The 26,698-nt window shown below is 70.8% G+C and carries 22 protein-coding genes and 1 tRNA gene; 12 read left to right on the forward strand and 11 right to left on the reverse strand.

Features of this window, described 5'->3' with window-relative positions:
- Positions 1-86: 86 nt before the first annotated feature.
- The 5 genes from ABZU99_RS33225 to ABZU99_RS33245 all read left to right on the forward strand — a co-directional run bounded on the left by ABZU99_RS33225 (position 87) and on the right by ABZU99_RS33245 (position 8,120).
- Positions 87-1,415, forward strand: a complete 1,329-nt coding sequence (locus ABZU99_RS33225) for a hypothetical protein (RefSeq protein WP_356049833.1) — start codon at positions 87-89, stop codon at positions 1,413-1,415.
- The gene (locus ABZU99_RS33230) at positions 1,408-3,912 is read left to right on the forward strand and encodes a tetratricopeptide repeat protein (RefSeq protein ID WP_356049831.1); all 2,505 of its coding nucleotides are present in this window, start codon (positions 1,408-1,410) and stop codon (positions 3,910-3,912) included. The genes ABZU99_RS33225 and ABZU99_RS33230 overlap by 8 nt, the downstream gene beginning before the upstream one ends.
- A 3-nt stretch (positions 3,913-3,915) precedes the next feature.
- The gene (locus tag ABZU99_RS33235) at positions 3,916-5,259 is read left to right on the forward strand and encodes a PP2C family serine/threonine-protein phosphatase (protein ID WP_356049829.1); all 1,344 of its coding nucleotides are present in this window, start codon (positions 3,916-3,918) and stop codon (positions 5,257-5,259) included.
- A 123-nt stretch (positions 5,260-5,382) separates the two neighbouring features.
- A complete protein-coding gene (locus ABZU99_RS33240) occupies positions 5,383-6,753 on the forward strand; it encodes a VWA domain-containing protein (RefSeq protein ID WP_356049827.1) in 1,371 nt (456 codons plus the stop codon).
- 62 nt (positions 6,754-6,815) lie between these two features.
- Positions 6,816-8,120: an FHA domain-containing protein gene (locus ABZU99_RS33245; protein ID WP_356049825.1), complete on the forward strand. Its 1,305-nt coding sequence runs from the start codon at positions 6,816-6,818 to the stop codon at positions 8,118-8,120.
- Positions 8,121-8,278: 158 nt separating this feature from the next.
- Here the strand turns inward: ABZU99_RS33245 and ABZU99_RS33250 are convergent, their stop codons facing one another.
- Positions 8,279-9,292 carry a methyltransferase domain-containing protein gene (locus ABZU99_RS33250; RefSeq protein ID WP_356049851.1) on the reverse strand — a complete coding sequence of 338 codons (1,014 nt, stop codon included), beginning with the start codon at positions 9,290-9,292 and terminating at the stop codon, positions 8,279-8,281.
- Between the two features lie 131 nt (positions 9,293-9,423).
- Here ABZU99_RS33250 and ABZU99_RS33255 point away from each other — a divergent pair, with 131 nt between their 5' ends.
- The gene (locus ABZU99_RS33255) at positions 9,424-9,828 is read left to right on the forward strand and encodes a globin (RefSeq protein ID WP_355952984.1); all 405 of its coding nucleotides are present in this window, start codon (positions 9,424-9,426) and stop codon (positions 9,826-9,828) included.
- 10 nt (positions 9,829-9,838) lie between these two features.
- On the opposite strand, the gene ABZU99_RS33260 is transcribed toward ABZU99_RS33255, so the two are convergent.
- The 7 genes from ABZU99_RS33260 to ABZU99_RS33290 form a co-directional block, all read right to left on the reverse strand.
- Complete coding sequence (locus ABZU99_RS33260; RefSeq protein ID WP_356049823.1) at positions 9,839-10,645, reverse strand: hypothetical protein; 807 nt, start codon at positions 10,643-10,645, stop codon at positions 9,839-9,841.
- Positions 10,642-11,109: a thioesterase family protein gene (locus ABZU99_RS33265; protein WP_355952978.1), complete on the reverse strand. Its 468-nt coding sequence runs from the start codon at positions 11,107-11,109 to the stop codon at positions 10,642-10,644. Before ABZU99_RS33265 ends, ABZU99_RS33260 begins: the two co-directional genes overlap by 4 nt.
- Positions 11,110-11,113: 4 nt before the next feature.
- Positions 11,114-12,778, reverse strand: a complete 1,665-nt coding sequence (ettA, locus tag ABZU99_RS33270; protein WP_355953037.1) for an energy-dependent translational throttle protein EttA — start codon at positions 12,776-12,778, stop codon at positions 11,114-11,116.
- Between the two features lie 349 nt (positions 12,779-13,127).
- Positions 13,128-14,525 (reverse strand): Cys-Gln thioester bond-forming surface protein, encoded by a 1,398-nt coding sequence (locus tag ABZU99_RS33275; RefSeq protein WP_356049821.1) that lies wholly within the window; start codon positions 14,523-14,525, stop codon positions 13,128-13,130.
- A gap of 226 nt (positions 14,526-14,751) precedes the next feature.
- Complete coding sequence (locus tag ABZU99_RS33280) at positions 14,752-15,225, reverse strand: single-stranded DNA-binding protein (RefSeq protein ID WP_356049819.1); 474 nt, start codon at positions 15,223-15,225, stop codon at positions 14,752-14,754.
- Between the two features lie 140 nt (positions 15,226-15,365).
- A complete protein-coding gene (locus ABZU99_RS33285; protein WP_356049817.1) occupies positions 15,366-17,327 on the reverse strand; it encodes a GTPase in 1,962 nt (653 codons plus the stop codon).
- Between the two features lie 6 nt (positions 17,328-17,333).
- On the reverse strand, positions 17,334-18,944 hold the full coding sequence (locus ABZU99_RS33290; protein WP_356049849.1) for a dynamin family protein: 1,611 nt from the start codon (positions 18,942-18,944) through the stop codon (positions 17,334-17,336).
- Positions 18,945-19,325: 381 nt separating this feature from the next.
- Between ABZU99_RS33290 and ABZU99_RS33295 the strand changes: the two genes are divergently transcribed.
- Positions 19,326-19,401 (forward strand) — tRNA-Arg (locus ABZU99_RS33295).
- A 152-nt stretch (positions 19,402-19,553) separates the two neighbouring features.
- Here ABZU99_RS33295 and ABZU99_RS33300 read toward each other — a convergent pair.
- Positions 19,554-19,868, reverse strand: a complete 315-nt coding sequence (locus tag ABZU99_RS33300) for a hypothetical protein (RefSeq protein ID WP_355953048.1) — start codon at positions 19,866-19,868, stop codon at positions 19,554-19,556.
- On the opposite strand from ABZU99_RS33300, the gene ABZU99_RS33305 reads away from it, so the two are divergent.
- A complete protein-coding gene (locus ABZU99_RS33305; RefSeq protein ID WP_355953032.1) occupies positions 19,753-20,292 on the forward strand; it encodes a methyltransferase domain-containing protein in 540 nt (179 codons plus the stop codon). The genes ABZU99_RS33300 and ABZU99_RS33305 overlap by 116 nt on opposite strands.
- Here the strand turns inward: ABZU99_RS33305 and ABZU99_RS33310 are convergent.
- On the reverse strand, positions 20,213-20,443 hold the full coding sequence (locus ABZU99_RS33310) for an acyl carrier protein (protein WP_355952968.1): 231 nt from the start codon (positions 20,441-20,443) through the stop codon (positions 20,213-20,215). The two genes, ABZU99_RS33305 and ABZU99_RS33310, sit on opposite strands and share 80 nt — an antisense overlap.
- A gap of 54 nt (positions 20,444-20,497) precedes the next feature.
- Complete coding sequence (locus ABZU99_RS33315; RefSeq protein WP_355952965.1) at positions 20,498-21,547, reverse strand: beta-ketoacyl-ACP synthase III; 1,050 nt, start codon at positions 21,545-21,547, stop codon at positions 20,498-20,500.
- A 355-nt stretch (positions 21,548-21,902) separates the two neighbouring features.
- Between ABZU99_RS33315 and ABZU99_RS33320 the strand changes: the two genes are divergently transcribed.
- Genes ABZU99_RS33320 through dmpG form a run of 4 tightly spaced genes read left to right on the forward strand, consistent with a single transcriptional unit; the run spans position 21,903 to position 26,633 of the window.
- Positions 21,903-22,643 (forward strand): phytanoyl-CoA dioxygenase family protein, encoded by a 741-nt coding sequence (locus ABZU99_RS33320; protein ID WP_355952963.1) that lies wholly within the window; start codon positions 21,903-21,905, stop codon positions 22,641-22,643.
- An 18-nt stretch (positions 22,644-22,661) separates the two neighbouring features.
- Positions 22,662-24,674, forward strand: a complete 2,013-nt coding sequence (locus ABZU99_RS33325) for a carbamoyltransferase C-terminal domain-containing protein (protein WP_355952961.1) — start codon at positions 22,662-22,664, stop codon at positions 24,672-24,674.
- A complete protein-coding gene (locus tag ABZU99_RS33330) occupies positions 24,661-25,557 on the forward strand; it encodes an acetaldehyde dehydrogenase (acetylating) (RefSeq protein ID WP_355953029.1) in 897 nt (298 codons plus the stop codon). The genes ABZU99_RS33325 and ABZU99_RS33330 overlap by 14 nt, the downstream gene beginning before the upstream one ends.
- Positions 25,554-26,633 (forward strand): 4-hydroxy-2-oxovalerate aldolase, encoded by a 1,080-nt coding sequence (gene dmpG, locus ABZU99_RS33335; protein ID WP_355952959.1) that lies wholly within the window; start codon positions 25,554-25,556, stop codon positions 26,631-26,633. Before ABZU99_RS33330 ends, dmpG begins: the two co-directional genes overlap by 4 nt.
- Positions 26,634-26,698: the final 65 nt, after the last annotated feature.

Genomic DNA, 26,698 nt, shown 5'->3' on the forward strand with positions numbered 1-26,698 from the left:
CGGCAAGGATTAGCGCCCGGCTCACACGCGTAGGGATGACGCTGCAGACGGATCACGAAACGGATACGGACACGGAGAGGTGATCGATGGGGGTCCCGGGATCCTTCCCCAGCGCCGCGGGGACACCCGACGGTCCGGCCATGGGCCGCGAGGAGGTGGACCGCGCGCTGGCCAAGCTCGCCGCCGAACACGAGGCGATCGAGTCCTCACTGCTTGCCCTCCAGGACCACGCGGGCCGCAGGCTCCTCGAAGGCGCCGAGCTCTCCGGCGTCACCAAGGACCGGTGGGCCACCACCGAGCAGGCCATCTCCCTCCTGTGGAGCTACTTCGACGCCTATACGGACGCGCTCCACAGCGCCCGTGAGGTGCGCGCCCGCCACCGCTGGCCCTCGCCCGGCGAGTTGGCCGAGCTCACCGAGCTGCTGCGCGGCCCCGGTATCACCCTGCCCAGCAGCGCCACCCTCACCGGATCCCCTTTACTGAGCGAGCAGTTGAGCCTGAACCAGCTGGTCGACCGGATGAACCGCTGGTATGCCGAGGCCCTCGACGTCATCGTCACCGCCGACGCCGTATGGTCCGCGCTGCCCGCCCGGATCGACATGCTGGCGGCCGAGCTGCACCGCACCAGGTCGCTGGCGCACTCCGTCGGGGTGCGCCCCGGGGAGCACCCCTCGGGCGACGATCTGGAGCAGATCACCGCCGAGTTGACCGTGCTGCGCGCCGAGGTGGTCTCCGATCCGCTCGCCTTCTGGAAGCCGGCCACCGGCAGCTCCGCGCCCGGCGGCGGCAGCCCCGACACCACCCGCTACGACCGCGCGGCCCGCGCCCTGGACGACGTACGGCGCGAGATCGAGGCGGTCCTGGACGTACGGCAGGACGCGGAGCGGAGGCTGATGCGGCTGCGCGATGTGCTCTCCCGCGCCGACCGCACGCTGGCCGAGGCGCGGCAGGCGCGCGGCGAGGTGCTCGCGAAGATCGCGGCGTCCGAGGTGCCCGCGGTCAGCGGTCCGCCCACCGCGCTGCACGAGCAGTTGGTGACCGCCGCCGACTACCGCAGGCGCTCCCAGTGGCACCGGCTCTCCCCGCTGCTGGAGAGGCTGGAGCAGCGCGCCGACGACGAGTTGCTGCGCGCCCGGGAGTCCCTGACCGCGGTGACCGCGCCGCTCGCGGTCCGCGCCGAGCTGCGCGGCCGGCTCGACGCGTACAAGGCGAAGGTCGCCCGGCACGGTATGGCGGAGGATCCGCTGCTGGTGGAGCGGTATGACCTCGCGCGCCGGATGCTGTGGAGCGCCCCGTGCGATCTGCGGGTGGCCGAGCAGGCCGTGCTGCGCTATCAGCAGGCGGCGGCCGAGGCGCTGGTTCCGCGCCAGTCGGACCCCGCCGACCAGAGCACAAAGGGGGCGCGGCATGAGTGAGGCGGTCGCCTGCCAGCGGCGTGACTGCGGCGGGTCGTACGAGGACGTGGGCGGCGGCGAGCTGTACTGCGACGTCTGCGGGATGGCGCCGGTCGTCTCACCGCGCGGGATGGTGAGCTCACCGCCCACCGGTGTCGCCGGTGCCGGCCGGGGCGGCGGCTCCTCGTCCTCCCCGGCCTCCTCTCACTCCCAGCCGTCCTCCCGCTCCTCGCGCTCCTCGTCGTCCCGGCGGTCGGTGTCCGGGCGGCTGGCCCGCTCCCTGTCGGGGCGGTCCTCGTCGCGTTCGGTCTCGGTGCGCAACTCCCGCTCCTCCTCGTCCGCCTCCGGGCGGAACGCGCTGGGGGCCGGGCTGGTCAGCGTGCCGGAGGTGCCACGCCCCGATCCACGGACGGCCGTCCTGGACAACCCCGAGGTCCCCGAGCGGAAGCGGTTCTGCAGCCGCGGCGACTGCGGCGCGCCGGTCGGCCGGGCCCGCGGCGACCGGCCGGGCCGCACCGAGGGCTTCTGCACCAAGTGCGGCCATCCGTACTCGTTCGTACCGAAGCTGTGCCCCGGCGATGTGGTCCACGGGCAGTACGAGGTGGCGGGCTGTCTGGCCCATGGCGGCCTCGGCTGGATCTATCTGGCCATCGACCGCGCGGTCTCCGACCGCTGGGTGGTCCTCAAGGGCCTGCTGGACACGGGCGACGAGGACGCGCTGGCGGTCGCCGTCTCCGAGCGCCGGTTCCTGGCCGAGATCGAGCACGCCAACATCGTCCGCATCTACAACTTCGTGGAACATCTCGACCAGCGCACCGGCAGCCTCGACGGCTATATCGTCATGGAGTACGTCGGGGGCAAGTCGCTCAAAGACATCGCCAACGGCCGCCGCACCCCGGACGGCCGGCGCGATCCACTGCCGGTCGAGCAGGCGTGCGCGTACGGCATCGAGGCGCTGGAGGCCCTCGGCCATCTGCACAGCCGCAATCTGCTGTACTGCGATTTCAAGGTCGACAACGCCATTCAGCAGCAGGACCAGCTCAAACTCATCGACATGGGCGCGGTCCGGCGCATGGACGACCAGGACAGCGCCATCTACGGCACGGTCGGCTACCAGGCGCCCGAGATCTCGGAGACCGGTCCGTCGATCGCCTCCGATCTCTACACGGTGGCGCGCACGCTCGCGGTGCTCACCTTCGACTTCCAGGGCTATACGAACGTCTTCGCGGACAGCCTGCCCGACCCCGAGAACATCGAGGTCTTCCGGCGCTATGAATCCTTCTACCGGCTGCTGGTGCGGGCCACCGACCCGGATCCGGGCCGCCGGTTCGCCTCCGCACAGGAGATGGCCGACCAGCTGACCGGGGTGCTGCGGGAGGTCGTGGCGCTCCAGACCGGCCGGCCGCGGCCCGCCCTGTCGACGCTCTTCGGGCCGGAGACGCGGGTCGTGGACACCGAGTTGTTCGCCGAGGACGGCCAGGATCCGTCCCTGCTCGGCGCGCGGGCCACCGGCCGGGGCGCCACCGCGCAGAAAAACGCCGCCGGGCCCGCCCGGCCGCCGGGGCCGCTCGCCCTTCCGCTGCCCGCCATCGCCCCGCTGGAGGGGCGCGCCACCGCGCTCGCGCTGCCGGTGCCGCTGGTCGACCCGGCCGACCCCAACGCCGGTTTTCTGGCCGGGCTGCTGGCCGCCGCCCCCGCCGAGCTGAGCGCCGCGCTCCAGACCGCGCCCACCGACTCGCCCGAGCTGCGGCTGCGCCGGGTGCGCGCCCAGCTGGAGATGGGACAGACGCACGAGGCGGGCGTCGCGCTGACCGGTCTGGAGGCGGCGTACAGCGACGACTGGCGCATCGTCTGGTACCGCGGGCTGCACGCGCTGGCGACCGGCGACCACGAGACGGCCGCGCTCTCCTTCGACGCCGTCTACGACGCGTTCCCCGGCGAGCCCGCGCCAAAGCTGGCGCTCGGCGTCTGCGCCGAGGTGCTCGGCCAGTTGGACAACGCCGCGGAGTACTACCGGCTGGTGTGGTCCACCGACCCGAGCTTCGTCAGCGCCGCCTTCGGGCTCGCCCGGGTGCGGCTGTGCTCGGGCGACCGGGTGGGCGCGGTCCAGGCCCTGGAGTCGGTGCCGGAGTCGTCCATCCACTACACGGCGGCGCGGGTCGCCGCCGTTCGGGCCCGGCTGCGCCAGCGCGCCCCGCATGACGCGCTGCTGGCCGATCTGGCCGCCTCGGCGGCGCAGGTCGAGCGGTTCGGCGAGTTCGGCCTCGACGCGGTGCGGCGCGAGCGGCTGCGCACGGAAGTGCTGGGCAGCGCCCTGGATTGGGTACTGTCCGGCAGCAGCGGGGCACCGCCGGGGCACACCCGGGCGCCCCTGCTGGGGAGCAGCCTGGACGAGCGCGGGCTGCGCTTCGGACTGGAGCGCTCGTACCGGGTACTCGCCAGGCTCGCGCAGCGCGGCGAGGAAAGGATCGAACTGGTGGAGCGGGCCAACCGTTTCCGCCCCAGGACGTGGGTGTGATCGATGTCGCAGATGCCGCAGCTGCACCGGCTGCCAGCCTGCCCGACCTGTGAAGAGCCGCCGGAGTCGGGGGACCGCTACTGCGACGGGTGCGGCGCCGACCTGTCGGCGGCGGCCCGTACGGCACAGCCGCAGGAGGCGGCCGGGCAGGCCCCGGCCCCACCGGCGGCCGGGGCGGCGCGGCAGGAGCGGCAGCCGGACCAGGAGCCGGAGGACTACCCGCTGGCCGCCCCGGCACCGGCCCCCGCGGCGCCCCCTGGCACGGACGCGCCGGTGGCCGACCCGAGGGCCGCCGCGGCCCTCGGCGCACACGCCGCGCCCGCCGCGGCTCCCCACACCAGTACCAGCACAACCACCAGCACGGGCGGCGGCACGGGCACCGGCGCCGGGGCCGGCCCCCGGCTGTCCGGCGGCACGGGCCGCCCCCGGTGCGCCGCGTGCCAGGAGGGCACCATCGACCAGGACGGATACTGCGAGCACTGCGGGCACGCCCAGGCTCGTGAACGCGACCATATGGAGCGGGAGCTGGAGGGCGTCGCGGCCGCCAGCGACCGGGGCTTGCGCCATCACCGCAATGAGGACGCGTTCTCCGTGTCCGCCGCCACGCTGCCCGACGGCTCACCGGCCGTCGTCGCGGTCGTCTGCGACGGGGTCTCCTCGGCCACCCGCCCCGACGACGCCTCAGCGGCCGCGGCCCATGCGGCGGGCGAGTCGCTGCTCGCCGCGCTCCCCCGCGGCGCCCACCCCCAGCAGGCCATGAACGAGGCGATCGTCTCCGCCGCCGAGGCGGTCAACTCCCTGGCAGCGGAGACGGGTGCGGCCGGCCCGCACGACGAGCATCAGCAGCGTCATCAGAACGCACCGGCCTGCACCATCGTCAGCGCGGTGGTCACCTCCCACGTCCTCACCGTTGGCTGGATCGGGGACAGCCGCGCCTACTGGGTGCCGGACGACCGTATGGCCCCGGCCGCCCGGCTCACCGAGGACGACTCCTGGGCGGCGCAGATGGTGGCCGCGGGGCTGATGTCGGAGGCCGAGGCGTACGCGGACGAGCGCGCCCACGCCATCACCGGCTGGCTCGGCGCGGACGCCTATGAACTGGAGCCGCACACCGCGACGTTCAAGCCGGACCGGCCCGGTGTCGTGGTGGTGTGCACCGACGGACTGTGGAACTACGCCGAGTCGGCGGAGGAGATGGCCCGCGCGGTGCCGCCGGACGCCCGGGCCCGGCCGCTGAACAGCGCCCAGGTCCTGGTGGGTCATGCCCTCGGCGGCGGGGGCCACGACAACGTAACAGTGGCGGTGGTGCCGTTCCCCGCCCCGCCGGGCAGGGCAGGATCCGCCTGACGGTCCGAGGGGGGTCGCGGGCCCCCGCCGTGGTACGGCGGGGGCGGCACTGCGGACGCCACTGCTCTCACCTTTTTGTCGACAGGCCCATATATCCATATGGAGCGCCAAGGAGCGGATCAGATGGCCACGTTCTCCAAGTCCCATGCGCCGCGGTTCTCGGTCGAGGTCTACCAGAACGAGTACCTCCCGGAGGGAGGCCGCGAGGTGAACGCGATCGTCACGGTCACCTCGACCGGCGGCGGGACCACCGGAGGGATACCGATCCCCGCCCCCGTCCTCGCCCCCGCCGCGTACGAGCGGGGCCCCACCTCCGCCCACGCGGCCGTGGTGATCATGGTGGACTGCTCCGGCTCCATGGACTATCCGCCGACGAAGATGCGCAACGCCCGGGACGCGACCGCCGCCGCGATCGACACGGTGCGCGACGGCGTCGCCTTCGCCGTGGTCGCGGGCACCCACAAGGCGGTCGAGGTCTTCCCGGGCAACGGGCAGTTGGCCACGGCCGAGCCGCTCACCCGCGCCCAGGCCAAGGACGCGCTGCGCACGCTGAGCGCGGGCGGCGGTACGGCGATCGGCACCTGGCTGATGCTCGCGGACCGGCTGCTCGCCTCCGCCGATGTCCCGATCCGGCACGGCATCCTGCTCACCGACGGCCGCAACGAGCACGAGAAGCCCGAGGCTCTGCGGGCGGCGCTCGACGCCTGTGCGGGCCGCTTCACCTGCGACGCCCGCGGGGTGGGCACGGACTGGGAGGTCAAGGAGGTCACCGGGATCGCCTCCGCCCTGCTGGGCACGGCCGATATCGTGGCCGACCCCGCCGCACTGACCGCGGACTTCACGCGGATGATGGCGACGGCGATGGGCAAGGAGATCGCCGACGTCAGTCTGCGGCTGTGGACCCCGATGGGCGCCGAGGTCGCGTTTGTGAAACAGGTCGCACCGACGGTCGAGGATCTGACCGCCCGGCGCACCGACGCCGGGCGGCGCGCGGGCGACTACCCGACGGGGTCGTGGGGCGATGAGTCCCGCGACTACCACCTGTGCGTACGGGTGCCCGCGGCCGAGGTCGGCCGGGAGATGCTCGCGGCGCGGGTGTCCCTGGTCCTGCCGCGGCCGGACGGCGACGGCAGTTCTCCGCCCCCGCTGTCACAAGGGCTGGTGCGGGCGGTGTGGACGGACGACATGGCCGCCTCCACCTCGATGAACCCGCAGGTCGCGCACTATACGGGCCAGGCCGAACTGGCCCAGGTCATCCAACAGGGCATCGATGCCCGCAAGTCGGGCGATATCGAGGGGGCGACCGCGAAACTCGGCCGGGCCGTACAGCTGGCGAGCGTATCGGGGAACGAGGACACCGCGAGACTGCTGGCGAAGGTGGTGGACGTCGTCGACGCGGCGACAGGTACTGTGCGATTGAAAGCGAAGGTTGCGGAGGCGGACGAGATGACACTCGAAACGCGCTCCACGAAGACAGTTCGCGTAAAGAAGTAGCACAAGAAACCGCACGTTACGGCAGAGAACGCCAAGAACGGCACACGAGGGGGAGCACCGACATGCCGACCTGCCCGAACGGCCATCAATCGGCGGCCGACGACTGGTGCGAGGTGTGTGGCCACCGAATGTCGGGGACAGCCATGCCCACGGGCGCCGCCCCACCACCGCCGCCTCCGCCGATGCCGGGCGCCCCGGGTGGTTACGGCCCAGGGCCGGGCGGCCCGCCGCCCTCGCCGCCCGGCGGCCAGGGGGGCTATGGCTACCCCGCGCCGCAGCCGGACGCCGGCTACGGGGTGGAGCTGTGCCCGCAGTGCCGTACGCCACGTGAGGCGCAGGCTCCGTTCTGCGAGGAGTGCCGCTTCAACTTCCTGACGCAGACGCCCACTTCGTACGCTCCGCCGCCGCCCCAGGGCGGGTTCGCCCCGCCGCCACCCCAGGGCGGGTTCGCCCCGCCGCCTCCCCCGCAGGGCGGGTTCGCCCCGCCGCCCCCGCCCCAGCCGGGGCCGCCGCAGGCCGGTCCGCCCGGGGCGCCGCAGCCGCTTCCGCCGCATGCCCAGCACCCGCCGCATCCGACGCAGGGCGGCGAGTACCAGGCGTCGCGCCCGTCCCAGATGAACCGCCCGGCGGAGCCGCTGCCCCCTTCGGAGCCGGGACAGCCCTCGGGCCCCTCGTTCGGCAACGACGACTGGACGCTGCCCCCGCCGCAGGGCGCTACGGGCCCCGGCCCGGCCGCGCCTCCGCCCCCGCCGCAGTACGGATACGGCTACCCGCAGGCGCACCAGGCCCCGGCGCCCCCCGCCCCGCCGTTCGGCACCGACGAGTACCGGGGCGCCACGCCACCCCCGCCGTCGCAGCCCGGACCCCCGCCGCCGCAGCAGCACGCGGGTCCGCCCCCGCACTCGACCCCGCCGTCCCCCTTCGGCCAGGACCAGGGGCAGGGCGGTGCGCCGGCGTCCGGCGGAAGCTGGGTCGCCATCGTCGGCCCGGACCGCGAGTACTTCATGGCGATGATGCACCGCAGCGGTCCGGAGGCAGCCGGCCTCAATCTCCCGGCCTACTCCCCCGAGCAGCAGCTGCCGCTCAACGGCCAGCAGATCACCATCGGCCGGCGCCGCCACAGCACCGGCGAGGCCCCCGACATCGACCTGGGGCGCCCGCCCGAGGACCCGGGTGTCTCGCATCAGCACGCGGTGCTCGTCCAGCAGCCCGACGGCGCCTGGGCGGTCGTCGACCAGGACTCGACGAACGGGACCACGATCAACGGCGGCGAGGAGCCGATCCAGCCGTATGTTCCGATTCCGCTCCAGGACGGCGACCGCGTCCATGTCGGCGCCTGGACGACGATCACCGTGCGCCGCGGCTAAGCGGATGCGGTGAAGTTCGCCGCTGATCCCTCGCCGTTCGGCCTGGCCGAGAGCTTGGACGCCGAGAAGGATCAGCACTTGACTTCGCCGTAACCGCTTAGGACGGCCGGGTCTCCGCCTCAGGGCCAGGAGGGTCCCGATGGGAGTGCCTGACCGCGTCAGGCACCCGCCACCGCGGGCCCCAGCGGCCAGGCGTAGGGGCCCTCCGGCTCGTCCAGCCAGGCCCACTGGCGCTCGCCCCGCACCGTCACCCCGTACCGCTCACGCCCCGGCCTGCCCTCGTGCTCCCACAGCGCGAGGGCCTCGACCGGCTCCATATGGCCCGCGGCCACGTTCAGCAGAAAGCGGAACGAGTCGTCCAGCAGCGGCCGGGACGGCAATCCATGGGTGGGCACCGGGGGCGGCGGGCCGCTGCCGCGCAGCGGGACGAAGTACGCGGGCGTGGCCAGGAACCGCCCCTCCGCATGCCGGGCGTCGGTCACCCGCAGAACGACCAGCCCGGTGGCGAGCGGGGCAAGGATGAGCGCACCCGGCCGGCACTGCCCGAGCCACGCCAGGGGTACGGACGGCACGGCGCAGGTCGCGATGATCCGGTCGTAGGGAGCGCGCGCGGGGCAGCCGCGCGCCCCGTCGCCGGTGACGACCGCCGGGCGGAATCCGGCCGCGGCCAGATGGTTACGGGCGGCCTCGGTGATCTCCGGGTCGAGGTCGAGGGTGGTCACGTGGGCGTCGCCGAGCCGATGGGCGATCAGCGCCGCGTTGTAGCCGCTCCCCGCGCCGATCTCCATCGCGCTGTCCCCGTCCCGCACCTGGAGCGCGTGGAGCATCCGTGCCATCAGTGACGGCTGGCTGCTGGAGGAGATCAGCTCACCGTCCCGCAACCGGGTCGCCAGCGGCGCGTCCGCGTAGGCACCGGCCAGCCACCGGGCCCGGCGCAGCGGATCGCGGTCGTCCCGCCACAGCCGGGTGTAGGCCGCCGCCCCGCGCGCCCCGCCTTCACCGCCCGCCCCGCCCGCCTCGTAGTAATACGGCACGAACAGATGGCGCGGCACCTCCTCGAAGGCCGCCCGCCAGGCGGGATCCGTGAGCCCGCCGCCCGCCACGATCTTCCCGAGCAGCCCGGCCCGCGCCTCGGCGGCCGCCGAGGCGTAGGGATCGGTCGTAAGGTCCATACGCTCCGTGGTGCCCGGCGCGCTGCGCGTACTACCGCCCGTGCTGCCCATGAGTCCACTCTCCTTCGCCCGCCTCCCGGCCGCGACCCACGCCCCCTTTCCCCTTCCGGAGGGTCTGAGAGCATGGAGGCGTGAAAGAGATTCCGCGCGGCACACTTCAGGAGCAGACCTTTTACGAGCAGGTCGGGGGCGAGCCGACCTTCCGGCGGCTGGTGCACCGCTTCTACCAGGGCGTCGCGGAGGACCCGCTGCTCCGGCCGATGTACCCCGAGGAGGATCTGGGCCCGGCCGAGGAGCGGCTGACGCTCTTCCTCATCCAGTACTGGGGCGGCCCGCGCACCTACAGCGACAACCGCGGCCACCCACGGCTGCGCATGCGCCACGCACCCTTCACCGTGAACCGCGCGGCACACGACGCCTGGCTGCGCCATATGCGGGACGCTGTCGACGAGCTGGAGCTGGCCCCGGACCTGGAGCGCCAGCTGTGGAACTACCTCACCTACGCGGCCGCTTCCATGATCAACGCCGAGGGCTGAGCCCGCCCGGTCAGGCAGGCGTCACGGACAGGCCGGGAAAGCCCGACGTACGGGCCGCGATCGAGCCATAGGGCGTCCGCAGCCGCAGCCAGCCGCCCGCGGCGAGCACCGCCAGCGGCTCGGCCACGGGCTCGGGCGCGGGCTCGGGCACGATGGTGACGGCGCTGGAGCCCGGTGTGGTGGTGACGGGCGCCGCCACCCGCACCGGACGCAGAAAGCCCAGCGACTGGGCCGCGTGCACGGCACGCAGCGGCAGCCCGGTCTCGCCGAGCGTACGGGACCAGATCTCATGGCCGATCCGGTCGCGCTCGGCGCGCGTACGGCGCTCCTCGGGAAGCGCCTCGTCCCTGGCGCGGAACTCGGCGACGGCGGCGGCGACCGCCCCGCGCACCTCGTCCGCGCCCGGCAGACCGCTCACCCGCCGCCAGCCGCCGCGCGGCGGCAGCACCCCGGCCCACGGCGGACCGGTGACGGCCTCCGGCACGGTGACGACAAGCCCTCCCGCCAGGCCCTCGGAGGGGTTCCGGTCGGCCGCCGCGGTCCGCGCCGTGTCCACCGCGTCCGCGAACTCACCGGCCGAGACGGTCGTGTCCAGCGTCCCCGACGCGCCCTCCGTCACGGTGGCCTCCAGCCGCGCCGTACGGATGGCGAGCACCTCGAAGGACGGCGGCCGGCCGAAGACGGCGAGCACGCCGGCGCCGGCCTGCAGCCGCACCGCGGCGGCGCGGTCGTAATGGATCAGCCGGGCCAGGAAGGCGGCGAGATCGGCCGCCTCCCCGGCGTCGGTGAAGTGGAGCTCATGGCGGAAGACCGTCATACCGTGACGGCCCCTTCCGGCCGCCGGCCCTTCTTCCCTGCCTTCGCCGGCGTCTCCACCGGCTCCAGGTACGCCTTCAGGAAGCTCTCCTCCTCGGGCGTGACGCGGCGTGGACGCCCCTGTGCCAGGTCGTACGGGACGATACGGGTGGCGGCCCGCACATACAGGGCCTCCTCGTCCTTGATCTCGTACCGGAGGTTGATATAGGCGGCACGGATCTCGGTCACCCAGGTCTCGATGGTCACCGGGGTGTGCCGGTGGACGAGGGGCTTCAGATAGTCGATCTCGTGCCGCGCCACCACCACGCCGCCGGTGAACGCGTCGGAGCCGTTCCCCGGCGCCAGCCGCCACATGAAGTCGACGCGCGCCTCCTCCAGATAGCGGAGGAAGACCACATTGTTGACGTGGCCGAACGCGTCCATGTCGGACCAGCGCAGGGGGCAGGGATAGATATGGCGGGCCATTCACTCAGCCCCGGGTCAGCTTCTTGTAGGTGGCACGGTGCGGACGAGCCGCGTCCGGGCCGAGCCGCTCGATCTTGTTCTTCTCGTACGACTCGAAGTTGCCCTCGAACCAGAACCACTTGGAGTCGCCCTCGTACGCCAGGATGTGCGTCGCGACGCGGTCGAGGAACCAGCGGTCGTGGGAGACGACCACGGCGCAGCCGGGGAAGTCCAGCAGCGCGTTCTCCAGCGAGGAGAGGGTCTCGACGTCGAGGTCGTTGGTCGGCTCGTCGAGGAGCAGCAGATTGCCACCCTGCTTGAGGGTGAGCGCGAGGTTGAGGCGGTTGCGCTCACCGCCGGAGAGCACCCCGGCCGGCTTCTGCTGGTCCGGGCCCTTGAAGCCGAAGGCCGAGACATACGCGCGGGACGGCATCTCGACCTGGCCGACGTTGATGTAGTCGAGCTCGTCGGAGACGACCGCCCACAGCGTCTTCTTCGGGTCGATGTTGGCGCGCGACTGGTCGACGTAGGAGATCTTGACGGTCTCGCCGACCTTGATCTTGCCGGAGTCCGCGCTCTCCAGGCCCTGGATCATCTTGAACAGCGTGGTCTTGCCGGCGCCGTTGGGGCCGATGACGCCGACGATGCCGTTGCGCGGCAGGGTGAAGGAGAGGTCGTCGATGAGGACCTTCTCACCGAACCCCTTGGAGAGGTTCTCCACCTCGACCACGACATTGCCCAGCCGCGGGCCCGGCGGGATCTGGATCTCCTCGAAGTCCAGCTTCCGGGTCTTCTCCGCCTCGGAGGCCATCTCCTCGTAACGGGTCAGCCGGGCCTTGGACTTGGCCTGGCGGCCCTTGGCGTTGGAGCGGACCCACTCCAGCTCGTCCTTGAGCCGCTTGGCGCGCTTGGCGTCCTTCTGGCCCTCGACCTTGAGCCGGGCCTGCTTCTTCTCCAGGTAGGTGGAGTAGTTGCCCTCGTAGCCGATCGCGCGGCCGCGGTCGAGCTCCAGGATCCACTCGGCGACGTTGTCCAGGAAGTACCGGTCGTGGGTGATGGCCACGACGGTGCCCGCGTACTTGGCGAGGTGCTGCTCCAGCCACTGGACGGACTCGGCGTCCAGGTGGTTGGTGGGCTCGTCCAGCAGCAGCAGGTCGGGGGCCTCCAGCAGCAGCTTGCAGAGCGCGACGCGGCGCTTCTCGCCACCGGAGAGGTTGGTGACCTGCCAGTCGCCGGGCGGGCAGCCGAGGGCGTCCATGGCCTGCTCCAGCTGGGCGTCCAGGTCCCAGGCGTTGGCGTGGTCCAGGTCCTCCTGGAGCTTGCCCATCTCCTCAAGGAGCGCGTCGCTGTAGTCGGTCGCCATCTGCTCGGCGATCTCGTTGAAGCGGTTGAGCTTGCCCTTGGTCTCCGCCACGCCGTCCTGGACGTTCTCCAGCACGGTCTTGGACTCGTCCAGCGGTGGCTCCTGGAGCAGGATGCCGACGCTGTAGCCGGGCGAGAGGAAGGCGTCACCGTTGGACGGCTGCTCCAGGCCGGCCATGATCTTCAGCACCGTCGACTTACCGGCGCCGTTGGGGCCCACGACACCGATCTTCGCGCCGGGCAGAAAGCTCAGCGTGACATCGTCGAGGATCACCTTGTCGCCGTGGGCCTTGCGCGTCTTGCGCATGGTGTAGATGAACTCAGCCAAGAGAAACCGTCCGGCAATCTGGTAGGTATCGAGGTGCGGCCCCGCAGCGGTGTCCATGGCGGCCCGGCCGCGTGAGGGCAGATACACCCCATCTTGCCTGATGGCGAGCCAGCGGCGGAAACCCATCCGGCCAGATCCCTCTGACCTGCGGTTCCGCCGCTGCTTCGGGTAGCTCATCTGTCACTGCTGGTTGCCGTCGGCCGGCCTCGGCAGCGCCGCACGGCCCAGAGACGGCCCAAGACCGCCCGGCCTGGCCCCGACGCGAAGGGCCGGGACCTCTCCGAGGCCCCGGCCCTTCATCACTGTGTGTGGTCAGTGATCACTACGTGCTGCGATGCGGCGCGAGGGTTCACTCGCCCGCGGCGGCCTTCTTCTTACGGACGAAGAAGATCGCGCCGCCGCCGATCACGACGAACGCCACGGCGATGCCCGCGATCATCGGGGTGGTGCTGCTGCTACCGGTCTCGGCGAGGTCGCCGCCGGTGGTGTCACCGCCGGTGGAGCCGCCGGCCGACGCGGGCTTCGGCTGCGAGGAGGGGGTGTCGCTGCTGCCGCCGCTGCTGGCGGTCTTGCAGTCGAGGACTCCGGAGAAGGTCTTCTCGAAGCCGTTCGGACCCTTGATCGTGAACTTGTAGCTCTGGTCCTCCTTCACCGGGGCGGTGACGGTCTTCGACTGACCCGCCTCGACGGTGTACTTCTGGCCCAGCAGCTCGAAGGCGAACGCCTCGTCACCCTTGTTGCTCGCGGTGATGTCCACGCCACCCTTGGCGCAGTCCTTCTCCGCGGAGAGCGCCGGGATCGCACCCTTCTTCGCCCAGTTCGCGGTGGCGGTGGCGGAGACGGTGCTCTCGCTGGATCCGGCCAGGATCTGGGTCTGGCTCTTGCTGTCGCTGGCGAACGCCCGGCCGACCGGAACCTTGGTGGCGGCCTGGACGGTCAGCGAGGCGGAGCCGTCGGCGGCGCCGGCCGGGACGTCGAAGAACACCTCGCCGGCGTTGGAGACGCTGGTGATCGTCTTGCCGCTCTTGTCGACGAGCTTGACGCCGGAGCTCGCGGCGTCGGTGCCCGGGGTGAGGGTGACGCTGTCCGCGTTGGTGCTGACCTTGATCGGGCCGAGCCGGTCACCGGCCTTGCCGGAGACGGCGGGCGGGTCGAGGCTCAGCGACGCCTTGGGCTCCCCGAGGCTCTGGGCGTTCTTCTCGAGGTAGTCGGCGAGCTTCTCGGCCGCCGGGTCCACCGCGTCGACCTTCGCGTGGTCGGAGAAGCGCCAGATGGCGACCTGCGTACCGGCGGCGGCGGTCTTCTCGGTGAGAGCACCGGAGTTCGCGTCCTTGGCCAGCGCGGTGAGGTCGTTCACCTGCGGGTAGGAGTTCTGCAGAATCCAGTTGATCTTGCCCGCGTCGGAGTTGTTCGCCAGCGAGGTCTGACCCCAGGACTTCTCGTTGTACTGGGCCTTGCTCTGCGTCGGGTTGTGCAGGTCGATGCAGTACGTCTGGATGGAGCCGCCGTTGTCGACCGCCATCTCGAAGAGGCCGGCCCCGACCTCCTGGTTCTTGCCGTTGTCGTGGATGACGGCCTTGTCGAAGGTCTTCAGACCGCTCAGCGTGGCGGTGGCGCCGCCCCGGCTCGAAGGCGCGTCATCGGCGACGGCGGTGGATGCGGTGGCTATCGCGCCCGCCGCGACCAGACCGGACGCCAGCACGGCGGCCGCAAGGCGGGCAGCGCCCCGCCTCCTTACAGAAATCATGGTTTCCCCTCTGGGCGAGCGCCGGGCGAGCGCCAGTCAGTAGGTGCGCCTCGCCAGCGAACTCAAAACTCAGGAACCCCTGTTGGGCACGCACGGATCCTAGGGAGAAAGAACCTCACAAGCCCCGGTAATACCTGCCCCCAACCGATCCGAATCGGAATCGTTATCTCCACCCAGAGCCCACATGACCTGGGATTATCGACAAATCTCCCGCGCTCGCGGTCCATCAATGGGAAGTTGCCCCGGTCGGTGCGTTTAGAAGAGGTTTGGCCTGCGAAACACGCCGAAAAGCGGACGTACCCCGCGACAAATCATGCCCTACCGCCACCGCGTCGATCTCGGCCGTGATCCATCGCCCGGCCGCGCCCGCACCCGCACCCGCACCCGCTACGTCTCCTTGACGCTGCTCCTTCTCGCGCTCCCGCTCCCGCTCCCGCTCCCGCTCCCGCACCCGCAACGTCCCGTGGACGACGAGCGGTTCGCCCAGCGACACCGACCCGGCCACATTCGCGGCGAGCGTCCGCCACGCCCAGACCGTATAGAAACTCGTGTACGCGTCCGCCCACGCGTCGCGCCCGCGGTCCCACCGGCGTACCGTCACCGCCAGCCGGAACCGGGCCACCGCGACCCCGGCCGCCGTCTCCCAGAAGTCCGGCCGCGTCGCGGCATTGCCCACCACGGTCACCCAGCTCTCGTTCAACGGACCCGCCTCCCCCATCGACTTCGCGGCTCTCCCGTGCCGTCGCCGTCCATGCTGCACGGGATCGCGAAGGCCCGCCGGGCCCTGTGCACAAGCACCCGGTTGGGGACAACCGGGCCACTCGTCCGGGTGAGAGCCCGTCATCCCCCGCCCGCCGCGATGACGTACTGCGCCCGTACCTCCCGGTATCGCGCCAGCTCCGCCTCCACCGGCCGCAGCACCCGCGCCCGTCCGCACCCGATCGCCGCCTCCCGCAGCCGCGCCTCCACCGCCCGCCCATGGCGGCGCGCGGGCCCTCGCGCCGCCGCCCCACAACACCACGCCAGCACCGGTCCGACCGCCGCCCCGCCCGTCGTCAGCAGCGCGGGCATCCACCCCTCCACCCCGCCGAACAGCCCCGCCACGACCCCCAACAGCCACACGACACCCACCACTTGCACCACCAACAGCGCCACCTGCGCCGCCGCCACCACCGACCACCAGGCGGGCCGGGCCGTGCGCCGACCCGCCGTCGCGGCGGCCACCGCCTCGTCCACCGCCTCCGGAAGCCCTCTGCCGCCCCATGCGGCCGCCTCGCGCACGGCCTGGGCCCACGGTCCCGGCAGCCCCGCCGTCGCCTCGTCCGCGAGCGTCCGCACGACCTCCTCCACCGCCGGCCGTGCGGTGACCGCCTCCACCGCCGGCCCCCTCGCCCCCGGGATGTCCGTCCGGCTCCCGGCCCGCGTGGCGCTCCCCGCCCGCCCCAGGGCCCTCCCCCGCGCAAGCCGCCCCCATGGCGTTCCGCACGCCCACGCCGCGTCCCGCAGCCAGGCGCGCTCCGCCGCCTGTCCGGCCGCCGCCGCGCCCGCCGCCTCCGCCAACCGGTCCTCGAACTCCGCCCGCGCCCGCTCGCCGAACCCGACCGGCGCCCCGTCCGCCACGTACTGCGGCCGCAACCGCGCCATCGTGCCGTCCACGTCCGCCGCCAGCCGCCGCTCGGCCGCCCCGCACTCGGCCGCGAGCCGGCCCAGCGTCTCCCGCAGCTCCCCGACGCCCTCGCCGGTCAGCGCCGACACCGCGAGGACGGCCGCGCCCGGCTCCCCGTGCTCGCCGAGCGCAAGCCCGTCCTCGTCCAGCAGCCGCCGCAGATCGTCCAGAACCTGAACGGCGGCCTCGCCCGGCAGCCGGTCCACCTGGTTGAGCACGACCAAGGTCACCTCGGCGTAACCGGCGAGCGGCCGCAGATAGCGCTCATGGAGCACCGCGTCCGCGTACTTCTCCGGATCCACCACCCACACCACCGCGTCGACCAGCCCCAGCAGCCAATCCACCCGCTCCCGGTGCCCCGGGGCCGCCGAGTCGTGGTCGGGCAGATCGAGAAGGACGAGCCCGCGCAGCGCGGGGTCGTACGGATGGGCCGGCCGGCACCGGGCCGCCGCCGGGATGCCGAGCCGGTCCAGCAGGCCGTCGGCGTGATCGGTCCACGCACAGGCCAGCGGCGCGGCGGTGGTCGGACGGCGGATCCCGGCCTCGGACAGATGCGCCCCCGCGAGCGCGTTGAACAGTGTCGACTTACCGCTTCCGGTGGCGCCGGCGAGGGCGACGACGGTGTGCCCGAGCGGATGCCGTCCCCGGGCGTCGGCCTCGTCGAGCACCCGCCCGGCCCCGGCCAGCGTGCGCCCGTCCAGCCGGGTCCGGGAGAGCCCCACGAGTTGGCGCAGGGCGTCCAGGCGAGGCCGCAGAGCGCCCATGGTGAAGCTGCGGGCGCCGCCGTACGCGCCCGCGCCGGGCGCGTAGCCACCGGGCTGGTACGCGCCGCCGGGTTCGTAGACGCCCCGCGGGTCGTACGCGTCGTACGACCCGCCGCCGTATGCCCACTCCCCGGCCCCCGTGTCCTCCGTCGGCTCCCGGCGGCCTTGCTCCCCCTGTGGGCTCTCCGTCGGGCCGGGGGAGGCGCCCGTCGGCCCCACGTCCGCACCGGCCGCCGAACCGCCCTGGGCCCGACCCTGCTCCCGTCCCCCGGTCCGCCGCTGAGCGCGCCGGGCGATCAGGCCGTCGTCCCACGTCTGGCGCGGCCGCGCCCCCGCCTCATGACCTCCTCCGTGCTCCTCAGTGGCGGTCACCTTCGGTCACCTCTCCTTCTGTAGTACGGACAGCGCGGCGATCAGCTGGACCTGGTGGTCCGGGGTCACGTCCAGGGCGTCCAGGGGCGCCAGCCGCAAGTCCCGCTCCGCTTTCAGGACGCGCCCGACACAGCCGTCGAGCAGCCGTCCGCCGCGGTCGCCCAGGCGCAGCGCCCCATGGGCGCCCAGGGTCTCGGCGAGCTTCTCGCCCGCCTTACGGGCGCGGCGGCCGCCCAGAAGGGACGCCATCAACAGAGCGGCGACCTCCTCCGGCGCGCAGGTGCCGCCGCATTCGGCGACCCGGGCCCGCGCCTCCTCCTCGGCCAGCTCCTCCACGCAGCGCCGCCAGTGCCGTACGGCCACGCCGATCCGTTCGGCGGCGCCGGGCGCGTCGCACGGCGCGAGCCCGGCCCGCGCGGCCGGATCCCGCCTCCCGGCCTCGGCGACCCGCTCGTCGGCCGCGGCGGCCGCGCTGCGCAACAGGGTGGCCAGGGAGTCGGCGAGTGCCGTAAGGAGCTCATCGGGTGTGCTGTCGTGCGGCTGACCGTGCCAGTGGGTGAGCGCGGCGCCCGCGAGCGCCGCCCCCTGGGCGATCTCACGCCGCACCCGCTCGGCCGCCTCCCCGTACGCTCCCTCGACCCGCTGCACCAGCCGTACCGCCGCCGCGTTCTGGGCCGCCGCCGCCCCGGCCAGCGCGGGCATCCGGGAGCGCAGCGAGGCCAGCGCCCCGGCGGCCGTACGGGCGGCGGCGACGGTACGGGCGTACGGGTCCTGGGCGTGCTGGGTGAGCCAGGCACGCAGCGCGGCGACGGCGGTGGCCGGGAGCAGACCGCTGCCGCCGCCCGCGGACTCGGGGAGCTCGGGGATGGTGAAGCGAGGGACATCGCCGAGCCCGGCCGCGGTGAGGAGCGCGGCGTACTGCCGGGAGACCTCGGCGGCCACCTGGTGCGGCACCCGGTCCAGGACGGTGACCAGCGTGACGTCGTACTCCTTCGCGGTACGCAGCAGATGCCAGGGGACGGCGTCGGCGTAGCGGGTGGCCGTGGTGACGAGCACCCAGATGTCGGCGGCGCAGATCAGCTCGGCGGCCAGATCGCGGTTGCGGGCGACGAGTGAGTCGATGTCGGGCGCGTCGAGCAGCGCGAGCCCCCGCGCGAGCCCCGGATCCGTCTCCACCCGCAGCGCCCCCGGCCCTTCCTGCGCCCGCTCCTCCTCGTCGTACGCCCCCTCCGCCCGGTCTCCTTGCGTCGGCACCCACACCCGCGTGAGCTGCGGCAACACCCGCTGCCCGGCAAACCAGTGGTGATCGTCGGGATGGCACACCAGCACCGGCGTACGCGTCGTGGGCCGCAACACCCCGGCCTCGGTGACCCGCCGCCCCACCAGCGAATTCACGAGCGTGGACTTGCCGGCCCCGGTTGATCCCCCGATAACCGCCAGCAAAGGCGCTTCAGGGGCGCGCAACCGGGGCACGAGGTAGTCGTCCAGTTGAGCGAGCAGCTCGGCACGGCTGCGGCGAGCGCGGTCGGCGCCGGGAAGGGGGAGCGGAAACCGCGCGGCATCGACGCGGTCACGCAGTGCGGTCAGCGCGTCGAGCAGCCGGGGCCGTACGTCCAAGATCGCCACGTGGTGAAGAATGCCCGGTTTTGTTGTCTTTTTGAAGCGTATGCCCACTCGTGCGCGTCAAAGAGACCCACCCGGATCACCTAAAAAGGGGCACACGGGGCGGACGGGACGACAGGGGCTCGGGCATAACGAGTACACAACACCCGTCCTCTGAGGCGTCAAAAACGATGCAAGTTTCGCACCTGCCTGCGATTATCGGACCGCTTCACCGAACCTCCACAACGTGCCACGGAGGTGAAGCAACCGGGACGAGGCGCGGGGAGCCCTATCCTTGTCCCCGGCAAGGTCACGGTCCGCCGAGTCGGCCACCCGCACCACGGCCGCACGTCGGTACCGCAGGAACCCGGGGGCTCACCAGCTCCACGACCACCGGCCCCCGTAGCTCAGTGGATAGAGCAGGCGCCTTCTAAGCGCTTGGCCGCAGGTTCGAGTCCTGCCGGGGGCGCCATTGACGCCCTGCCAGATTGGTGACGTTTCCGCAGGTCAGGCTAGGTTTATCTGGCCTTCCAGGTGACTCGGACTCTCTCCCTCCGCCGGGGCGGAGTCCGGCTAGCACCGGCCCAAAACCGGGTTTCTACGGGTGGACGCCTTCGATCCGCTTCAGGTAGTCGTCCAGCTGGCCGACGATGCAGCATGCGTAGATCGCCAGCAGGACCGCGCCGTGGCCCCGACGCGCCGGAACACCGATCCCGCGAGCATGCCTCCCTTCTCGCCGGGGAAGAGGAGGTCGGCCGACTTGAGGCCGTACTCCTTGGTGATCTCGCGGAGAATCGCGACGAGGGACGGGTGGATGGGGACGATGCGCGTGTCGCCCTCGCCTCTGCCCTCGAGATCCCGCTCCTCATGGACCTCGCCGGTGTCGGTCCACTGGCTGCCGACTTCGGGCCGAGTTCGTGGACGAGGAACTCGCCCCACCCCGTCTCCGGCCGCGTGGCATCGCCCACGCGGAGGGCGACCGCTTCCTCCGACCCGAGGCCGCGTAGTGCAGCGTGGCTTGCGGGGCGCCGCCCGGGCGCGGCTGAGCCGCCACGGCGGCTCGGTGAAGCTGGCCACCGCGGACCTGCGGGAGAAGCTGCCCCTCGAAGACGCCAGTGTGGACGCGGTCGTCTCCTCCAACCTCCTGGAGTGCCTCCCCGACCCGACTCTGCTCCTGCGAGAGGTGCATCGAGTTCTGCGGCCTGGCGGCAGGATGGTGCTCTCCCGCTCGGACTTCGACTCGCTCACCCGTCGCGAAGGACCTTGCGGTCGAGCTCGCCGGGTCAGACTCTCGTACCTCGCTGGCTCACCAGGTCGACGATCTCCGCGACCGTCGCGGCTTCGAGCAACTCGTCATCGCTGACCTCGATGCCCAGCCTCTTGCTGAGCATCATGGACAGCTCCACCATGGCGAGGGAGTCCAGCCCGGCCTCCTCGCGGGTGGCCTCTGGCCGTATGTCTTCCTCCATCAGGTGGAGGTCATTGATGAAGATGGCCTTGAGGGTTTCGTACACGACTTCTCCAGAGCTACTAGCCGATAACTGACGTGTGAGCGGCGAGCGGGACGACTACGGCTCATCCGCCAGGGAGACGCTCTCGAGTTCGGGCCAGACCACAGTGGTGGCACCCCACGTCAGTCCGCCCCCGAAAGCAGTGAGCAGGACGCGATGGCCTGGGGCCAAATAGCCTCCGGCCGTCGCTTGCGCCAACAAGATGGGAACCGATGCGGCAGCGGTATTACCCACGTGTTCGATGTTCTGGGCACGGCGGTCCGGCGGAATGCCCAATTCTGACGCGACGCTGGAAGTAATCCGGGCATTGGCCTGATGCGCGACCAGTCTGTCGACCTCCTCGAGTCGCCAGCCGGCGGCTTCCACGGCAGCGCTTGCCGCGGCGCTCATCCGCTCCACCGCATGACGGAAGACCTCACGCCCCTGCATCCGGAAGTACTTCTCCTCCACGGTGGGCGCCCGACCGGCCGACCGCTGCCGAGACCCGCCTGCCTCGACGGCAATCAGATCGCTGAGCTCGCCATCGCTCCCCAATAGCACCTGCCCGATCGCTCCGGGCTCCGCAGCGGTCCCGCGGCGCAGCACCAGCGCACCGGCGCCGTCTCCGAAGATCGGAACGGTGGTGCGGTCCTCCGGGTCCAGAAGAGTGGAAAAGGTCTCCGCCGCGATGAGCAACACTCGGTCCGCGAGGCCGGCGGCGATGAATCCCGCAGCCGTCGCCAGCCCGTACAGGAAGCCGGTGCAGACTGCGGAGATATCGAAGGCGGCAATCCCCGTCATGCCCAATCGGGACGCGACCTCAGGAGCCGTTGCCGGGCATGGCCGGTCAGGGGTCGTCGTAGCCAGTACCAGAGCCTGGACCTCGCCACCGCCCGCCGACTTCAGGGCCCGGGCACCGGCTTCCACCGCCAGATCGGAGGTGGCCATACCGGGGAGAGCGACATGGCGAGAGGAGATGCCGGTCCGCTTGTGAATCCACTCCTCGGAGGTGCCCAGTCGGGCGTGGAGATCTGCGTTGGTCACGACCCTCGGCGGCAACCAGGCCCCAAGGCCGCAGATGACCGCAGCATGGCCCGACAAGCCTACCGGTGACACCTTGTCAGTCATCGGTCACTCGCGTCAGAAAGGTGAACGATACGAGGGAGCAGGCCCACGGCCTATCCTCCGTCGGCCAGTTGATGATCACGGAGGCAGTGTATAGCCGATCTTTCTCGGGTACCATGTGATCACGAACTCAGCACCAGGCGATCACAAGCCTGGCGCAGAGCGCTCCTGAGACCTCATCAACTCTGCCAGGACGCCGCCCCGCCACATCACGACTGACGTCGGTGACCCCACTGCGTCCAGTAGCAGTGGACTCGTCCTTCGATGGCGGACCGACCTGATTCATAGACATCTCGGTCAACAGCAGTCGACAACAAGCCCATTGATCACATGCAGGTGCCACCAGTACTCTGACCGCATGACGCTCAAGGCCCTCACCGTTGGTCAGATCGAGCAATTCAATCGTGACGGATATTGCATCATTCCGGACTTTTTGAACGCCAGCGATCTCACGTACATCAAGGACTACTACCTGCGCGTCGCGGCGGCCCAAGCGCCGGCTTCGCCGCAGGTCAGCACGGCTTGGGATCAGGACGAGAACGCGGCACCAGTACTCCGCAGGGTGCCGGCACCATTCGACAACGATCCCAGATTCCGCGAGATTTTCAGTTCTCCCCGTGTACTCGACCACGTTGAGGACTTGATCGGCCCCAGCATTTATATGCATTCATCGAAACTCATCTTCAAAGCGGCGAGAAGCGGCCGGCGCAAGCCCATGCACCAGGATCTCGCGTACTGGACTGACATGTCGGCACGTCAGGTCACGCTGTGGTGTGCGATAGATCCCGCAACGCCTGAGCGTGGCGGGATAGAGCTCTTGCCCGGCTCGCACAAGCGACTTCTACCGCATGCGGACCTGGATGACTATCAGGTACAGGAAAACCAGCTCGATCTGAGTCAGGTCCGCCCGGCCATCATGAATCCCGGTGACGCACTGTTCCTGGATGTCATGACCGTTCACGCCAGTACGCAGAATCGTTCCGACCATGACCGGCTCGCCGCCATCATCAACTATTACTCACAACCGAAGAGTGAGACACAGACGTCACGCTACGGCTCGACGCAGCCTCTTCGTGCTCCGCATCAGCAACTGTCCTAGGCGGTAGTGTCCTCGATGATGTCCAGTACCGTCAAAGGTCAGACACCCGTCGTTCTTGGCATTTCGTGCAGTCACGATGCCTCTGCGTGCCTGATGCGCGGCGGCGAGATCGTCTGCGCCGTCCAGCTCGAACGGATCACCCGAATCAAACGCGATGGTCGCCCGTACCTCAACACGCGGGCCGCGGCCGACTATTGTTTGGAAGCGGCGGGCCTGACCCTCGATGACGTCGACCTGTTCGCGTTCAACACGCAAAACCTCGTACCCACTCAGGTGGGACTGAACTTCCCGTTCGCCGACGAAACCTTCGACCTTTTCGACCCCGTCGGCGAACGCTCGGTGTTCGTTTCCCACCACTTGGCCCACGCGTTCGCCACGTTCTTCTCAAGCCCCTTCGACCGATCGGCCGTGTGGGTGGTGGACGGCTCCGGAGGAAGCGTGATCGGGGCCGATGACCTTCTCCTGCGCGGCCCGGAACTCGCCGAGTACGTGAACAGGCCCATGCCCGTTCCCCGGCCGCCCTACCACGTCGAGTCCGCTTATGTATTCGACCGCTCCGGCTACCGCCTGGTGGAGCGCGGAGTAGCGGCGTCCTTCCATCCCATGTGCGGTTCATCGTCCCTGGGAGAGACCTACGCGTCCGTTTCCCAGTACGTCTTCGGTGACTGGCAGGAGGGCGGAAAGCTCATGGGTCTCGCCCCCTACGGCGAGGCTTCCCGATTCGGAGAGAGTCTGCTCACCAAGGATGACTCGGGAACGTCCCGCTTCACGAGCGCCTGGAAGCAAGGACTGCGTCGAGCCAATCGCCGCGGCAACCCCATGGAGTACCGTGACCTTGCCGCGAGGGTGCAGGCGGACCTTGAGGTGGCGCTCGTTGAGCGCGCTTCGCGAGTCCTGGAGCTGACCAGCGAGGCCGACCTTGCCTACGCCGGCGGCGTGGCGCTCAACAGCGTCGCGAACCAGCGCATCATACGCGAATCAGGCGTGCGACGGTTCTATGCGATGCCGGCCAGCCACGATGCCGGGGTTTCAGTCGGCGTGGCAGCTGCTGCCCACTACGTACTGACCGGTGAGACCAAGGGGGCCCCGGTCACCCATGACTTCCTCGGCAAGCCTTATCGCACCGAGGAGATCGACGCGGCTCTGAACCGTTGGAACAGTGTCCTCCGCACCAGCGGATTCGACCAGAAGCAGATCGTCGAACGCCTTGCAGAGGGGCAAGTGATCGGCTGGTTCGAGGGTGGCTCGGAGTTCGGCCCTCGTGCGCTGGGCCATCGCTCCATTATGGCCGCCCCGTTCGAACGCGCCATGTGGGAGCACCTCAACCGCTCGATCAAGTATCGAGAGGAGTTCAGGCCCTACGCGCCCGTCGTGCCCGTCGAACTCGCCGATACATTCTTCGACATGGGACCGGACGACGAGAGCCCTTACATGCTGAGGGTGGTGCAGGTGCGCCCGGAGTGGCGTGATCGACTCGGTGCCGTGACGCACGTCGATGGATCAGCGCGCGTACAGACGGTCGACCGCGTCAGCCATCCGCGATGGCACGCCCTGCTCACGGCGTTCGGCGAACGTACCGGCATACCCGTGCTGGTCAACACGAGCATGAACGTCCGCGGTGAGCCGATCGCCGAGACGCCGGCGCAGGCGATCGATGTGCTGCTGGCCACACAGATGGACGCACTGGTCATCGGAGACCGGGTTGTGGCCCCGGCCGCACCGGTGGACGAGGCCATCGAGGACGGTCCGCTGTTCCGCGCCCCAGGTGTGGAACTGTCGGCGCGTGTGGGTGAGTCCGGCCCGGAGTATCAACTGACCAGCCGGGCCCGCAGCGGTCTGGTCAAGGAGCTCCCGTTGTTCGCCTTCCTGCTGCTGGCGGGGGCCGACGGCGTGACCCCGCTACGCGATCTGCTCAAGCTGCACTGCCCGGACGCGAGCCAGCGTTCTGAGGCCCTTCGCATAGTCCGTGACCTTCTCACGGAGAGGCTGCTGCTTGCCGGCGGAAGGGCTGCTGCACATGCCTGGGCGTGAACCCCTGAACGTGGCCGTTCTCGGCGCCGGACTCATAGGCCTCGACCTGGTCACCAAGATCCAGCGGTCGCCGTCGCTGACCTGCGGGCTGGTGGTCGGGCGCAACAACGAGGCACGGGGCCTGCGCCAGGCAGCCAGTCTTGGCTGCCTGACCGCGGCGGAGGGCATCGACTCGCTGGTCGCGGCGCAAGACCCGTTCGACATCGTCTTCGACGCCACCAATGCGATGGCCCACACCGAGCACTGGGCCCGGCTCAAGCCGTTCGGAACGCTGGTGGTCGACCTCACTCCCAGCAGAGTGGGACACATGGTGGCGCCGACCGTGAATGGCGCCGACGCGCTGATGCACGGCAATGTCAACCTGATCAGTTGCGGGGGCCAGGCGTCCATCCCCATCCTGCATGCGCTCGCACAGCGGTACACGCCGGAATACATCGAGGTTGTCACCACGGCCGCCAGCCACAGCGTGGGCCGGGCCACCCGCCAGAACCTGGACGAGTACATCGAGACCACCCAGGACGCCGTGCGCACCTTCACCGGCGTGCGCGACGTCAAGGCGATCGTCAACCTGAGCCCTGCTCGGCCGCCGGCGACCTTCAGGGTCGCCATGTCCGCCGTGATTCCCGACGCTACGGTCGAGTCCGTCAACGCGCTCGTCGCCGCAGCGGCCGATGAGGTTCGCGGATACGTGCCCGGGTATGAGGTCGCGGCCTGCACTGTGACCGATGAGCGCGTGTTCATCGCCGTCGAGGTGACGGCCACCGGGGACCGGATACCCAGGTATGCCGGGAACCTGGATATCATCAACTCGGCCGCCATCCTGATCGCCGAGCAGTACGCCACGAACCAGGATCTTGTGGGCGCTACGAAGGAGCTGTCGTGACCCAGGCTGAAGGGAACCCGGCAGGGAACGGGCGGCGCATACTGATCCACGATCCCACCCTGCGTGACGGGCATCACGCGGTGCGTCATCAGCTTGGCCGTGATCAGTTGCGTCACTATGCGGCAGCGGCTGACGCGGCCGGTGTCCCCGTGATCGAGGTGGGCCACGGCAACGGGCTGGGCGCGTCTTCTCTCCAGGTCGGCCGGGCCAAACTCAGCGACGACGAGATGCTGTCGGTCGTGCGCGAGGCCTTGCCGAACAGCCGCATGGGCGTCTTCATGCTGCCCGGCTGGGGCACCACCGCCGATCTACGGAAAGCGGTGACACACGGTGCCGACGTGGTGCGTATCGCCGCCCACTGCACCGAGAGCGACGTCACCGAGCGCCACCTGGGCTTTCTGCGTGACGCCGGGGTGGAGGCGCACGGCGTACTGCTCATGAGCCACATGGCCACACCCCAGCGACTGGCCGAACACTGCGCCAACCTGGTCGCCTACGGCGCCCAGGCCGTGGGCATCTTCGACTCCTCCGGCCACTACCTGCCCCCTGACGTGACCGAGCGCATTACCGCCATCACCGAGGCTGTCGACGTTCCGGTGATCTTCCATGGACACAACAACCTGGGCATGGCCGTTGCCAACTCGGTCGCCGCCGCGGAGGCAGGGGCCCGCGTCATGGACGGCTGCGCCCGGGGCTTCGGCGCCGGAGCCGGCAACACCCAGCTGGAGGTCTTGGTGCCCGTGCTGGAGCGGATGGGTTTCTCGACCGAAATCGACCTTTACGCACTGCTGGACGCGGCGGACCTGGCGGAGCGGGAGTTGATGTCGACGCCGCCGACGATCAGCTCTGAGAGCATCGTGAGTGGCCTGGCTGGGGTATTCTCGGGCTTCAAAACCCGAGTGCAGGAGACCTCCCGCCGCGCGGGGGTCGATCCGCGCGATGTCTTCTTCGAGCTGGGCAGGCGGCAGGCAGTTGCAGGGCAGGAGGACCTGATCGTGGACGTCGTCGCAGAGCTGCGGAACAGCACCGAGGCCCGCGACCATGACGGGCCGCGGCAACAGCCTGCCCTGCGGTGATCACCCTGCAACAGCACGAACAGAGCGGGTTATCCACCCGTAAGACAACTATCGCTACGGTGCGT

The organism is Streptomyces sp. NPDC005266, from assembly GCF_040607655.1.
Classification (GTDB): domain Bacteria; phylum Actinomycetota; class Actinomycetes; order Streptomycetales; family Streptomycetaceae; genus Streptomyces.